Source organism: Trichothermofontia sp., assembly GCF_053493415.1.
Genome location: NZ_JBRCAD010000216.1, coordinates 1 through 12,863 on the forward strand (window position 1 = coordinate 1; position 12,863 = coordinate 12,863).

Annotated in this window: 10 protein-coding genes; 6 read left to right on the forward strand and 4 right to left on the reverse strand. The window is 54.5% G+C overall.

What is annotated here, in order from left to right:
* On the reverse strand, positions 1 to 215 hold a 215-nt coding region (locus ACWIUF_RS19275; protein ID WP_448574157.1), incomplete at its 3' end, for a hypothetical protein.
* 189 nt (positions 216 to 404) lie between these two features.
* A complete protein-coding gene (locus tag ACWIUF_RS19280) occupies positions 405 to 1,445 on the reverse strand; it encodes a PstS family phosphate ABC transporter substrate-binding protein (protein WP_448574158.1) in 1,041 nt (346 codons plus the stop codon).
* A 541-nt stretch (positions 1,446 to 1,986) separates the two neighbouring features.
* On the opposite strand from ACWIUF_RS19280, the gene ACWIUF_RS19285 reads away from it, so the two are divergent.
* The 6 genes from ACWIUF_RS19285 (at position 1,987) to folE (ending at position 8,679) form a co-directional block, all read left to right on the forward strand.
* On the forward strand, positions 1,987 to 3,012 hold the full coding sequence (locus ACWIUF_RS19285) for a long-chain acyl-[acyl-carrier-protein] reductase (protein WP_448574160.1): 1,026 nt from the start codon (positions 1,987 to 1,989) through the stop codon (positions 3,010 to 3,012).
* A 55-nt stretch (positions 3,013 to 3,067) separates the two neighbouring features.
* Entirely contained in the window at positions 3,068 to 3,757 is a 690-nt protein-coding gene (locus tag ACWIUF_RS19290; RefSeq protein ID WP_448574161.1) for a glycosyltransferase family 2 protein, read from the forward strand.
* Between the two features lie 13 nt (positions 3,758 to 3,770).
* Positions 3,771 to 6,002: a hypothetical protein gene (locus ACWIUF_RS19295; RefSeq protein WP_448574162.1), complete on the forward strand. Its 2,232-nt coding sequence runs from the start codon at positions 3,771 to 3,773 to the stop codon at positions 6,000 to 6,002.
* A 267-nt stretch (positions 6,003 to 6,269) separates the two neighbouring features.
* Positions 6,270 to 7,250, forward strand: coding sequence for an acetyl-CoA carboxylase carboxyl transferase subunit alpha (accA, locus tag ACWIUF_RS19300; RefSeq protein WP_448574163.1), 981 nt, complete (start codon positions 6,270 to 6,272; stop codon positions 7,248 to 7,250).
* Positions 7,251 to 7,726: 476 nt separating this feature from the next.
* Complete coding sequence (locus ACWIUF_RS19305; protein WP_448574164.1) at positions 7,727 to 7,888, forward strand: hypothetical protein; 162 nt, start codon at positions 7,727 to 7,729, stop codon at positions 7,886 to 7,888.
* 68 nt (positions 7,889 to 7,956) lie between these two features.
* Positions 7,957 to 8,679: a GTP cyclohydrolase I FolE gene (gene folE, locus ACWIUF_RS19310; RefSeq protein WP_448574165.1), complete on the forward strand. Its 723-nt coding sequence runs from the start codon at positions 7,957 to 7,959 to the stop codon at positions 8,677 to 8,679.
* Between the two features lie 518 nt (positions 8,680 to 9,197).
* Here folE and murA read toward each other — a convergent pair.
* Both murA and ACWIUF_RS19320 read right to left on the reverse strand, forming a co-directional pair.
* Entirely contained in the window at positions 9,198 to 10,676 is a 1,479-nt protein-coding gene (gene murA, locus ACWIUF_RS19315) for a UDP-N-acetylglucosamine 1-carboxyvinyltransferase (RefSeq protein ID WP_448574166.1), read from the reverse strand.
* Positions 10,677 to 10,838: 162 nt separating this feature from the next.
* The coding region (locus ACWIUF_RS19320) for an ATP-binding protein (protein ID WP_448574167.1) at positions 10,839 to 12,863 on the reverse strand (2,025 nt) is incomplete at its 5' end.

A 12,863-nucleotide genomic window follows, 5' to 3' on the forward strand; every position in this document is an offset into this window, starting at 1 on the left:
GCGATCGGTTTTGGGGGAGCCGGGGTTAAGGAAGTGAGCCGGGAAAGCGTGGGGGTGGGACTCGGTTGCGGCTCCGGGGGTGGCGGATCAGCGGGTAACCGCACCGCCAGCAAGGCACTATGCAACGCCAACGAAATCACCAGCATGGGGCGATAGATCATGCGCCACGGGGAACGATGCCGCTGGCGAAAAGCAGGCGGAACAGTAGCAGTCATAGGCTAATCATGCAGTGAGGGTTGAGTGCCAGTCAGCGGGGAAGAGGCGGCGCGATCGGGAGCCATCCCTGAAAGCGATAAGGGGAATAAAACCCCCTGAAGCAACGATGGCGACTCCAAGGGGAATATATTAGGGGATATTGCTCAAGGGGATATTGCTCAACAGAATGCCGATGCCAGTGGCGGCGATTAGTGCTGAGCTTCTAAACGCAAGAGATCCGCAATTTTGACCCCGATCGTTTCCCGGTTGGCAAAAATGGAACCCGTCTTCCGAGCCGCAAAGTTTTGCTTGGCCAGTGTATAGGCTTCAGCGGGTAGGGGCACATAGCCAACTTCCGCTGCCAGGGTTGCCACATTGTTAAAATAAAACTCGATAAAAGCTTGAACTTCCGGGCGCTGCACGGCCTTCGTGCTGACGTAGATAAATAGAGGGCGAGAGAGGGGTTGGTAGGTGCCATTTTCCACGGTTTCCCGCGAGGGGTAGACGGGGCCATTCCCATTGTCGATCGCGACGGCCCGGAGCCGATTCCGGTTGGCTTCGTAGTAGGAAAAGCCGAAGTAACCCAGAGCATTTTGGTTACGCAGAACCCCTTGCACCAGCACGTTATCATCCTCACTGGCGGTGAAGTCACCCCGGCTTTCCTGGGCTTTGCCCATGATCGCTTCCGTGAAGTAGTCAAAAGTGCCAGAGTCAGCGCCAGGACCGTAGAGATCCAGCATTTGATTTGGCCACTCTGGGCGAACCTGATTCCAGCGTCGGATTTGGCCTTCGGCACTGGGTTCCCACATTTTTTTCAAATCGGCAACCGTCATGCTGGTGGCCCAATTGTTGCGGGGGTTGATGACAACGGTCAGGGCATCATAGGCGACAGGGAGTTCAATGTACTGAATCCCGTTAGCCTTACAGGCTTCCATCTCGCTAGCTTTAATGGGACGTGAGGCATTGGAAATATCGGTTTCCCCGTTGCAGAACTTTTTGAACCCGCCCCCCGTGCCCGAAATCCCTACGGCAACGTTCACCGCTGCCCGTTGGGTCTTCTCAAATTCTTCGGCAACGGCTTCGGTGATGGGGAAAACGGTACTGGAACCGTCAATTTGAATCAGGTTGCGCGGTGTTTGGCCTTGCACCCCAGTTCCCGCTAACCCCAAGGCAGTGGTGACAGCCACTACCGCAGCGATCGTTTGCGGCACAATCTGCTTAAAGCCAAACCAGCGATGACTGGCTACCATAACACTCACTCTTACGTTAGTTTGCTGATCAATGGACATATCAATGAAGCAGTCGGGCGATCAGGCACAGCGATCGGGGGCATCCCACTTTTGCTACCCTCACCCTAAACCCCTCTCCCAGGACGGGAGAGACTTGAAAATCTGGCCCCCCTTCGCCCCTTTTGGGCGAAGGGGTTGGGAGATGAGGGCTGTATGTTGCCAAACTGGGATGCTCCCCACCGATCCCCTATGCTAGGCTATTAGCCCAACGTTAAGTGAGCGTAATCACGGTTTAAAGGAGAAGGATGTAATGGGTTAAAGATCGCGATTGGGGTCACGCCAAGATAGACAATGTGGCCACTCATCTGTCGGGTTTGGACGGCGGGCTAATGCCCTGCAGGCATCTCAATCACAACCCAGCCCTTGCCGTTAGGCCAAGGGTAGAGAAGCGCCGAGTCTGGGGACCTGAACCTGACCGACCTGACCACGTATGTTGTATATTTTTGAAGAGACTTAAATTTTTGTTTACCTTTTTGCTCCAGGAGCCTGGTCACTAACCTTCATGTTTGGTCTTATTGGTCACCTTACCAGTCTAGAGCACGCGCAATCTGTCGCACGGGAACTGGGCTATCCCGAATATGCCGATCAAGGGTTAGACTTTTGGTGTGCGGCCCCGCCCCAAATCGTCGATACCATCCGCGTTAAGAGCATTACCGGCCAGGAAATCGAAGGGCGCTATGTTGAATCCTGCTTCTTGCCAGAAATGCTGGCCAACCGCCGCATCAAGGCTGCCATCCGCAAAATTCTGAACGCAATGGCCCATGCCCAAAAAGCCGGGATTAATATTACGGCTCTGGGGGGATTCTCGTCGATCGTCTTCGAGAACTTCAACCTCGGCCAGATGAGCCAAGTGCGCAATGTCACCCTGGAGTTTGAACGCTTTACCACCGGCAACACCCATACCGCCTATATCATTTGTCGTCAGATCGAGGCCGCTGCCCCCAGCTTGGGGATTGACCTATCCAAAGCCACGATCGCGATTTGCGGTGCGACGGGGGATATTGGCAGTGCCGTGTGTCGCTGGCTGAACACCCAGGTAGATGTGGCAGAACTCTTACTGGTGGCCCGCGATCAGGAACGTCTGGCCGCCCTCCAAGCTGAATTAGGTCGGGGTAAAATCCTGGGACTCGACGAGGCGCTACCCCTGGCCGATGTGATCGTTTGGGTCGCCAGTATGCCGAAGGGAATTGAGATCAATCCGGAACGGCTGAAGGAACCCTGCCTGCTGATCGACGGGGGCTATCCCAAAAATCTCGCTGGTCAAGTTCAGCATCCCGGCATTCATATCCTCAATGGCGGTATCGTTGAACACTCGCTGGATATTGACTGGCATATCATGAATATCGTCAAGATGGACATTCCTGCCCGTCAATTGTTTGCTTGCTTTGCCGAATCAATGTTGCTGGAATTTGAAAAATGGTATACCAACTTTTCCTGGGGGCGTAACCAGATCACCGTGGAAAAAATGCAGCAAATTGGTCAGCTTTCCGTCAAACATGGATTTCGCCCTTTACTGACCTTGAGTTAACGCTTAGGATAAGCGGAGAAAATTTAGCTGTTGTCTGAATCAGGGATAGAGGCTGATGAAACTCTCCGTTATCATCCCCTGCTATAACGAACTGGGTACAATCGCGCAGGTTATTGCCGCCGTGCAATCGGCTCCCGTTGCGCAGAAGGAAATCATCGTGGTTGATGACGCCTCCACTGACGGGACACGCGAATACCTACAATCCCATCTGGCATCCCAGGTTGATCAGGTCATTTACCATAAGCGGAACTACGGAAAAGGAGCCGCCCTGCGCAGCGGCATTGCCGCAGCAACGGGGGATATCGTCATCGTTCAGGATGCGGACTTGGAGTACGATCCCCAAGAGTATCCCCTGATGATTAAGCCCATTTTGGATAATAAGGCCGATGTGGTCTTTGGTTCCCGGTTTGTGGGGAGTCAACCCCACCGGGTGGTGTATTACTGGCACATGGTCGGGAATCAGTTTTTGACAACCCTCTCGAATATGTTGACCAATATTAACCTGACCGATATGGAAACCTGCTATAAGGCATTCCGACGGGAAATTATCCAGTCGATCAAAATCGAAGAAAATCGCTTTGGCTTTGAACCGGAAATCACGGCTAAGGTTGCCAAACTCGATTGCCGCATCTATGAAGTGGGTATTTCCTACTACGGTCGTACCTATAAGGAAGGCAAGAAAATTGGGTGGCGCGATGGTTTCCGGGCCATTTACTGTATTCTCAAGTATAACCTGTTCCGCTAGGATTAGCCAAACCATGATTCCCACTTGGAAGCAGGCGAAACACTGGTGTTCACAACGGGAACTAGGGATTAGTAGTGTCTGCCTTTTCGCGGCTTGCCTGTTTATCTATTGGTATAGCGATCGTCAAATTGGTTCTGGGGATACGGTACCGAACACGCTGTTGGCCTTTAACTGGCTGAAAAATGGGATTCTCCATTTCGATAACTTCCGAGATAGTTATTTTTTCGATCGTGGGCATGCTTACTTCTTTGTCGAATCGGCCAACGGCCACCTCACCTCCCTATATCCGATCGGCCCTGCGATAGTCGCATTTCCCCTATACCTGTGTTTTTTTCTATGGCTTGAATTTAAGTCCACGATCAAGGGCTGGCTCCTGGGTAAGTATGTCGATCCCCTTAATTTGACTGAGCTAGCCTTTGATGAGCGGCGACTAAACTGTGAGCACCTCGCTGCGGCGCTTTTAACTGCTTTTTCTGTCGTGATTTTCTACCTAATTCTGCGACTGAAATTTAATCGCTGGGTAGCGCTCGTTGGGAGTTTTATCTTTGGGATTGCCACCAATACTTGGGTGACCAATTCTCAGGGGCTTTGGCAGCATACGGTGGCCAATCTGCTGATTGTGTGCATCATACTTTGCCTGTTCAAGGCCAACCGGATACCCCATCTCACGACGCAAAATTTACTCCTAACCCTAGTCGGTCTTTTCTGTGGCTTACTGCCGGGGGTGCGTCCTACCAGTACCCTATTTGCGATCGCCGTTGCGCTTTACGTGCTCTACCACTACCGCTGGCGCACCTCCTATTTCTTCCTCGGTACTCTTTCTGGCCTCCTGAGTGCCGCTTGGAATCTCTATTATTTCCAAAACCCGTTTGGTGGCTATGCTACTGAAATTGAGAGTCCCTATCGATGGGACATTGCCCAAGGTTGGGAAGGGTTTACGGGCTTGTTGTTTAGTCCCAGTCGGGGGTTATTGGTCTATTCCCCGATCGTGCTATTAGCCCTACCCGGTGCCTATCAGGTATATCGACGGCGGGCTTGTCGGGATGAGCAGTTAATTTTGGCCCTACTGGGGGCCGCGATCGTCTTATTTATTACCTACTGTTTTTACATTATTTGGTGGGCCGGCTTTGCCTTTGGTCCCCGCTTTATGCTCGATCTCTTGCCAATTTGGACCTACCTGATTGCCCAAGCCTGGGATTGGTTACTACGATTGCTTACAGTTCCCCGCTACCGGATAGCCAGTGCCGCTACCCTCACTGCCTGTTTGGGGCTAACCCTGATCTCTAGTGCCGTCCAAGCGATCGGAGCTTTTGGGGAAGCGAACTGGGATGCCGTGCCCCTGTCGGTGGATTGGCGCACCGAACGGCTCTGGGATTGGCGTGACTCCCAACTGCGGCGCGAGGCCAATAATATTTACTTCCAAATCGTATCGCCCTTACCGACCCCCGATCGCTATCTGGCCCAATTTCAAGGCAAACTGCTGAGTCTCAACGATGAAGCCGGTCACCCCCTCCCGAACCCCCTACCACTAGATATCAACCAGCGTCTTCTCCTCCAAGCGGACCTGGAAAATACCGGTCAATCTCCCTGGTTTGGCTACGAAACCGGACGCACCGTGGGTCGGACCAAACTGCGGGTCCAGTTCTACCCCGACGCTAGTCGCACCCCGGTTCCCTTAGTGAATAATTATCTCTATCTGCGCTCCACTGCCCCTCAGGGCCAGCCGACCTCAGCGATCGGTCTCATTCAACCCCCCGTGACCCCTGGCCACTATCGCCTGGTTTTGGATTTGGTCGTGGAAGCTCCCTATAATGAAGTGCTACGCAGCTATCCCCTAGCCTACGAATTACCGGTGCATGTTGAGCAAAAGGTCTACGCTCACGAAATCACCGTCCATGCCCCTATCCCCCAGTCATGGCCGGCTGTTCAGACAATCGCCCTGCCCCTCACCCTTAAAAATACCAGTAACTTCACCTGGGACTCAGCCCACACCCCTCCCACGTTTGTGGCCTACCACTGGGTACACGCCGACGGTAGCCTGGCGATTAAAGAAGGCGAGCGTACCCGTTTGCCCACTGCTGTTCCCCCCGGTGAAAGCACACCGCTAACGGCCCACATCGTCACCCCCGATCGTCCCGGCGACTATATTTTGCAGCTTACCCTTGTGCAAGAGAACGTAGCCTGGTTTGATCAAAAAGGTGCCCAACCGTTGGCACTACCGATCACGATCGTGGCGGCTGATTGACGGAGGTTCTCGTTGAACAGTGCTGAGTCCTGAGTGCTGAACTCAAAGCCCAAAACCACTCAACTTCAAAACGACTAAACTGTCATGCTTAACTGTCATACTTAATTGAGTCGGTTGGGTCAAACCCGGTGCGCCCCAACAAAGCGGTTGAACGTATGGGGTCTCGCAAACTCGACACCAACCTAATCAATGCCCCATTTTTGCGATGGCAGACCGCGACTGCCTACCCCGACTCCCTAACCCAAGACTGCTTTCCCCCCAAACCAGATGGCTAGCCCAGAACGTAGACCCCTGCTCCTCGACTTTGAGAAACCCCTCGTTGAACTTGAGGGCCGTATTACCCAGATTCGCCAATTAGCGGAAGAAAATGATGTCGATGTGTCCGACCAGATCCGCCAGCTCGAAGCACGGGCCATGCAACTGCGATCGGAGATTTTCCAGAGTCTAACCCCAGCCCAACGCTTACAAGTGGCTCGTCACCCCCGGCGGCCCAGCACCCTTGACTATATTCAGGCTATGACCGATGAGTGGATCGAACTCCACGGCGATCGCGGCGGCAGCGACGATCGTGCCCTGGTGGGCGGTCTGGCCCGCCTCGAAGGTCGGCCCGTGGTCATGCTAGGGCACCAGAAGGGACGGGACACCAAGGACAATATGCTGCGGAACTTTGGCATGGCCTCCCCCGGTGGCTACCGGAAAGCCCTGCGGCTAATGCAACACGCCGATCGCTTCGGGATGCCCATTATTACCTTTATTGATACCCCCGGTGCCTATCCTGGGGTGGAGGCGGAACGGCTGGGCCAAGGGGAAGCGATCGCCCGCAATCTGCGCGAGATGTTCAATCTGCGGGTACCGATTCTGTGTACCGTGATTGGCGAAGGTGGGTCCGGAGGTGCCCTGGGGATTGGGGTGGGCGATCGGTTGCTGATGTTCGAGCATTCGGTCTATACCGTAGCCAGTCCCGAAGCCTGTGCCTCGATCCTCTGGAAAGATGCCAGCAAGGCCCCGCAGGCCGCCGAAGCCCTACGGATTACCGCCCTAGATCTGAAAAACCTGGGCATTCTCGATCACCTTCTCCCGGAACCAATCGGCGGTGCTCACGCTGACCCCCTCCAGGCGGCCATGACGCTCAAAAAAGCCCTGCTGGATGATTTAGCTGCACTGAGTCAACTCACGCCCTTGCAACTGCAAGAACAACGCTACCAAAAATTCCGCCGCATTGGTGTGTTTACCGAACAGGCTGCCTAAGCAGCCCGTTAGCAGCGCCTCAGCCGTGGGATAATGGGTCAGGGAATCCTAGATGTTCTGACGCAGATCCAAGAGCGTGGTTAACATTTATTTACATTTTCTCATTTAGCATTACAATGATATCAGGAAGCGGTAATTGGGCCGTCATTATATGCATGGCCAACCGAGTAGAAAGGGCTGCTAATTGCTTACTGACAGGCGCTTCAGGCGATGTCAGTCTGATATCGCTTAACCTTTGTCTTAAGAAGGTTATAGGAATGACCCGCAAAATTGCCATGGGCATAACATTCATAATGAATCTACCCCCCAATTCCATCTCCCATATTCAGCAATATCTACCCATCTCGTTCAAAGAATGCTTTTACTTCAATGGTTAACGTTGCTAGGACTCAAGGTCATGGGCCATCCCCCCTTTATCGAGGAGCCTGTGTGTTGCACCTGAGCAAAACAGCGTTGACCGACCCCTGTTCCAACCCATGTTCAGCCATCCCCTGGCCAGTGCCGGTAAGCCGGAAGGTCATACCGATCGTCTGCCGATCGCCCCTCCCGCGACTGACTGCACGCTAGACTGCCTCAGCCCTAGGACCTGCTTCCCCCTGTTGACCAGTTGGCAGGGAGACAAGGTAACCCAGCCGTGAGGCGACACATTGCCCTGTTTTTTCTTCCCTGTTTTTTCTACGGTGATAACCGAAGGAGACTGATGACCATGACAACTTCCAATGGTGTAATTGCTAACGGTGCGATCGTCAACAGCACTCCAGCTAATGGCACCAGCCCCCCCATTTCCTTGTCTGACGCGCTCACGGCCACTCCAACCCAGGGCAATGGCACCAGCCAAGCCGATGCGAAAACAGCCCAACCGGACGATGCTCAGATGCGCGAAGCCGTCCGGACACTCCTCCTAGGCGTGGGTGAAGATCCGGAACGGGAAGGCTTGCTGAAAACCCCCAAGCGGGTGGCGGAGGCCATGCGATTCCTGACGGCGGGCTATCAACAATCCCTGGAAGAGTTGGTCAATGGGGCCATTTTTGATGAAGGCCACAATGAATTAGTCTTGGTTCGCGATATTGGGTTCTTCAGCCTGTGTGAACACCACATGTTGCCATTCATGGGCAGAGCGCACGTTGGCTATATTCCCAATCAAAAAGTGGTGGGTCTGAGTAAGCTAGCCCGGATCGTGGAAATGTACGCCCGCCGCCTTCAGGTCCAGGAGCGTCTAACCCGTCAAATCGCCGAGGCAATCCAGGAAATTCTGGAACCCCGTGGTGTGGCGGTGGTTATGGAGGCTACCCACATGTGTATGGTCATGCGTGGGGTGCAAAAGCCCGGTTCCTGGACGGTGACTAGCTCGATGGTGGGTGCTTTTGAGGAGCAAACAACCCGTGAAGAGTTCTTTAACCTAATTCGTCACCAGCCAGCCTTTTTCTAGAGGAGTATCATCCCCATTGCCAACTTTAGTAGGGATTTACCCCAGTGGGGATGCGAGTCGTTTGCACGACGAAAGTAAATTGGGTCAAACACAGTAGTACACCCAGTCAGCCAGACTAATCAGGGTGTTAGCTTGCCTAGGCTCGACACCCACCTACTTGCCCAGCCTAAAATGTTGGGTAAAAACCGGTAGGTGTCTTGGGTCCCGTAGGCTCAACACGCCTCAACAACCCAAACGACCTGAGACTTAACACTCTACTAGAGTACAGCAAACATAAAGTTTCGCAACGTTGGTAGTAACGACTTTAGTCGTTGCCGGCTAAAGCCAGCACAACGAACATTGCCGAACTGACTTTTTGAGCTACTAGGTTGCCGTTACTCGTTATCGTAGTCTTGTAGGATCGCCTTTGAACAGGACTGCCAGACTAGCCCACCCCAAGGCCAAGGGTGGGCTAGCGGGTCACGCGGGGTTTAGTCACGGATTCCCCCGTTGGCTGGCGGAGCTAGGCCGATCGCCCGTTACGCGGAGACGGACGGTAGTGGCTCTGGCTCAACGATCGCGACCGTGGGTTCCACCTGAATCGTGGTGCGTTGGATACGCGCACCCAAACTTTGCAGCTTTTGATCCAAATGGGCATAACCGCGATCGAGGTGATAAAGCCCTCGCATCATGGTTACCCCCTCGGCAGCTAACCCAGCCAGGACCAGAGCCGCTGAGGCCCGCAAATCCGTCGCCAAAACAGGAGCACCCGACAGAAATGGCACCCCCCGGATAATCGCATGGTTACCTTTGGTGCGAATATCTGCCCCCAAACGATTCAGTTCCGCAACATGGCGCATCCGGTTTTCAAACACCGTTTCGCTGACGACACTATCCCCCTTGCCTAGGGTCAGTAATGCCATCATCGGTGCTTGCATATCAGTCGGAAAGCCAGGATAGGGAAGCGTTTCCACATCGGTGGCCACGAGATCATGGCCAGGAGCAACCCGTAGACAGCGTTGGCCTTCCGCCGTCACCTGAACACCCATTTCCCGTAACTTAGCAATGACGGCGGTTAAATGCTCCGGAATCACATCGGCGACAAAGATCTCCGATCGCGTGATGGCCCCAGCAATCAGTAAGGTTCCCGCCTCCACCCGATCGGGGATAATGGCATATTCCGTGCTGTGGAGTTGGGGGACCCCGACGATCGTGATCGTATTAGTGCCAGCACCGTGGATTTCGGCTCCCATTGAACGGCAGAAGTTGGCCAGATCAACCACTTCGGGTTCCTGGGCCGCGTTACCGATCGTCGTTTCGCCCTCAGCCAGGGTGGCCGCCATCAGCAACGTTTCCGTCGCCCCCACGCTGGGGTAGTCGAGATAAATATTGGCCCCCTTCAGGCGGCGATTGCGACCTCGCACCTGGGCATGAACAATACCATGATCAATGTGAACCTCCGCCCCCATCTTCTGCAAGCCGCGCACATGAAGATCCACTGGACGAGCCCCGATCGCACAGCCACCGGGCAGGGGTACCCGTGCCGTGCCTAATCGGGCAAGGATTGGCCCAATCACAAAAAAACTGGCCCGCAGTTGGCTAACCAGTTCGTAAGGCGCATGGGATTGACTCAGATCGCGGGCATTGACGGTAACTGACTGGGGGCCACGTTTAACCTGCACGCCCAGCGCCGCCAGGACCTCGCCCATTCGCCTGACATCAACCAGCGATGGAACATTACGGAGCAAACATTCCCCTGAGCAAAGGAGCGCCCCTGCCAGAATCGGCAAAGCAGCATTCTTTGCTCCATAAACATTGACTTCTCCGCTCAGCGATTGCTGACCCCAGATTTTCAAAACCGGTTCGTGGGCTTCTGGTGAAGCCTTAAGGGTTGAGAGATCAGGTGTTGGGTTAATGGTCCTGTCCTCCGTTTTTAACACCGTATGTGGCAAAATCGCATTTTTGCGACGAATTTCGTCTAGATTACACCTCACAATGGCCCAAATTGTCAAGAACAAGGATGGTGCGGTGTCAAGATGGTGCAACTAAACTTTAACTGGCAGCTTGCCCTGGCAAACCTGACTCGACACCTTGACTTGCCCCTGAGGGTCTAATCGGCAGTCCTTGACAAGGCGGCTCAGCCTTGTCAATCTCAGTCCTACCCGTGCGGGTCAGTAGGGTTAGGTGAGGGTGAAATAAAAGGTGCTGCCCTGCCGAGGAGTTGATTCAACCCAGATCCGCCCACCGTGGCGTTCGATGATTTGATTAACGATCGCCAAACCCACCCCGGCGCCATCTCCATAGCGTTCTTGGGGGTGGAGGCGTTTGAAGAGCTTAAACACGTCATCAAAGTGCTCGGCCTGAATCCCAATCCCGTTATCCCGAATATAAAAAATTCGTTCGGATTCGGGCGATTGCGGGGCACGATCGCGATGACGAGTCTCCCGATCGTGGTACCCGACCTCAACCCATTTCTCCGGACCGTCATGGTATTTGATCGCATTGCTGATCAGGTTGCGAAACACTTCATTGATCAGGATCGGGTCACCGTGTACAGAGGGCAAGGGACGGGGCAACCGTAACTCAAACGGGGTCTCAGGCCGACTGGCCCGCACAACCGCGACAGCCTCCGCTAGCAAAGAGTTCAAATCGACTCGTTGTCGCTTTACCTGCGTCTGGCGCAACTGGGCAACTCGCAGCAAGGCATTGATGAGGGTTTCCATCCGCTGCGTAAATGCCTGAATTTCCAGCAGGTACTCTTCCCCTTCGTCATCAAGGGCGGCGCTGTAATCTTCAAGCAGGATATTGGCATAGTTATAAATGCCCCGCAAAGGCTCCTTGAGATCGTGGGCGGCAGCATAGGCAAAGGCGGTCAATTCCCGGTTGCTGTGCTGGAGTTCTTGGTTTAATCGGCCCAGCTCATCCGCCTTGTTCAGGACAATGCCGACGATCGCGTTGCGGAGATCGATCGCGCCGCTAATCTCAAAGGGTTGCCAGGGTAGGGCCGTCGCATACACCGTTTCGCGCCAGAGGGCGAAGGAGGTACGCGGCCCCAGTTGCACCTGTCCGTCCTCATCAATCTGGATACCCGTCTCCGGATTCCCAGCCCAACTGATCGATTGGATGACTTCGGGCCGAAACCAGAGGATCAGATAGTGTTGTACCCGCGAGATGCGCAGGAGCAACAAACCGCTGGCCGTGGCTTTGTAGGCTTCTGCCTCGGCATAGGCATGGGATAAACAGGCGGTATGGAATAAGGGTTCGGTAATATGCTGATCCGCCCATTGAATTAAAGCTCGGATCTGATCCGCTGATGGGGTCGTGCCGATCAGGGTTAATTCATGGCCCAGACAAATCGCCGCTCCAGAGGCAGCAACCAGGGTAAGCAGCCGCTCCTCTGGCTGGATTAAGGCATCAATGAGATTACTGGCCTGGGTAATAGACGTAATCAGTTCGGAGCGCAGGACGCTAAGTTTTGTCCGTTGTTTGAGGTCCTCCTGACGTAGCTTGTTCGCCAACTCCGAAGCCGCCATTTGGGCAATCAGTTCACAGGCGGCCCTCGTTTCGTAGGAGAGCGGTTTAGGAGTTGTATGGTGACAGGAGACGAGTCCCCACAGGCGTTGGGCTTGGCAAAGCGAGAGCACCAGGGCAGCGGCCACGCCCATATTGGTGTAGTAGGTCACTGAACAGGGGGCTGAACTTCGCAGGACAGCACGGCTGAGGTCTAGAGGAGCACCCGTCGGGGGATGCTGGGGAGGAAATAGGGGAACTGGCTCAGCTTGGATATGGGGGATCGCCCGTAGTTTGCCGCTGGCATAGCTTTCCTTCACAGCAGTCGGCACATCCGTCGCGGGAAAACGCTGCCCTAGGAAGGAGACCAAGTCGGGCTGCTTGGCTTCGGCAATGATTTCCCCCGCGCCTTGGGGATCGAACTGGCAGATCAGGACGCGATCGTACCCCGTAAGTTGCCGCATAGCATCCACAACAAGCTGTAAGAGCACGCAACTACTCTCGGCCTGCTGCATGCGATCGAGGGTTTGCCGCACCAATCCATGTACCGACAGGAAATTCACCGGGGCGGTCGCGAGCGTCGGTTCCAGTTCCAGGACTAAGGCGGTTGCAGTTTGATGCAGAAAGCCATCACAGGTGAGGGGGCCTGCCCCAGTCGTAACCGTAACTGGCAGGGGGAGGGGACGGGCCAAGGG

What these genes read in the sequence shown, in the direction of transcription:
- ACWIUF_RS19290 (WP_448574161.1), top strand. Translation starts at nt 3,068, where the DNA reads ATGAAACTCTCCGTTATCATCCCCTGCTATAACGAACTGGGTACAATC.
- ACWIUF_RS19280 (WP_448574158.1), bottom strand. Translation starts at nt 1,445, where the DNA reads ATGGTAGCCAGTCATCGCTGGTTTGGCTTTAAGCAGATTGTGCCGCAA.
- ACWIUF_RS19295 (WP_448574162.1), top strand. Translation starts at nt 3,771, where the DNA reads ATGATTCCCACTTGGAAGCAGGCGAAACACTGGTGTTCACAACGGGAA.
- ACWIUF_RS19305 (WP_448574164.1), top strand. Translation starts at nt 7,727, where the DNA reads ATGTTCAGCCATCCCCTGGCCAGTGCCGGTAAGCCGGAAGGTCATACC.
- folE (WP_448574165.1), top strand. Translation starts at nt 7,957, where the DNA reads ATGACAACTTCCAATGGTGTAATTGCTAACGGTGCGATCGTCAACAGC.
- accA (WP_448574163.1), top strand. Translation starts at nt 6,270, where the DNA reads ATGGCTAGCCCAGAACGTAGACCCCTGCTCCTCGACTTTGAGAAACCC.
- ACWIUF_RS19285 (WP_448574160.1), top strand. Translation starts at nt 1,987, where the DNA reads ATGTTTGGTCTTATTGGTCACCTTACCAGTCTAGAGCACGCGCAATCT.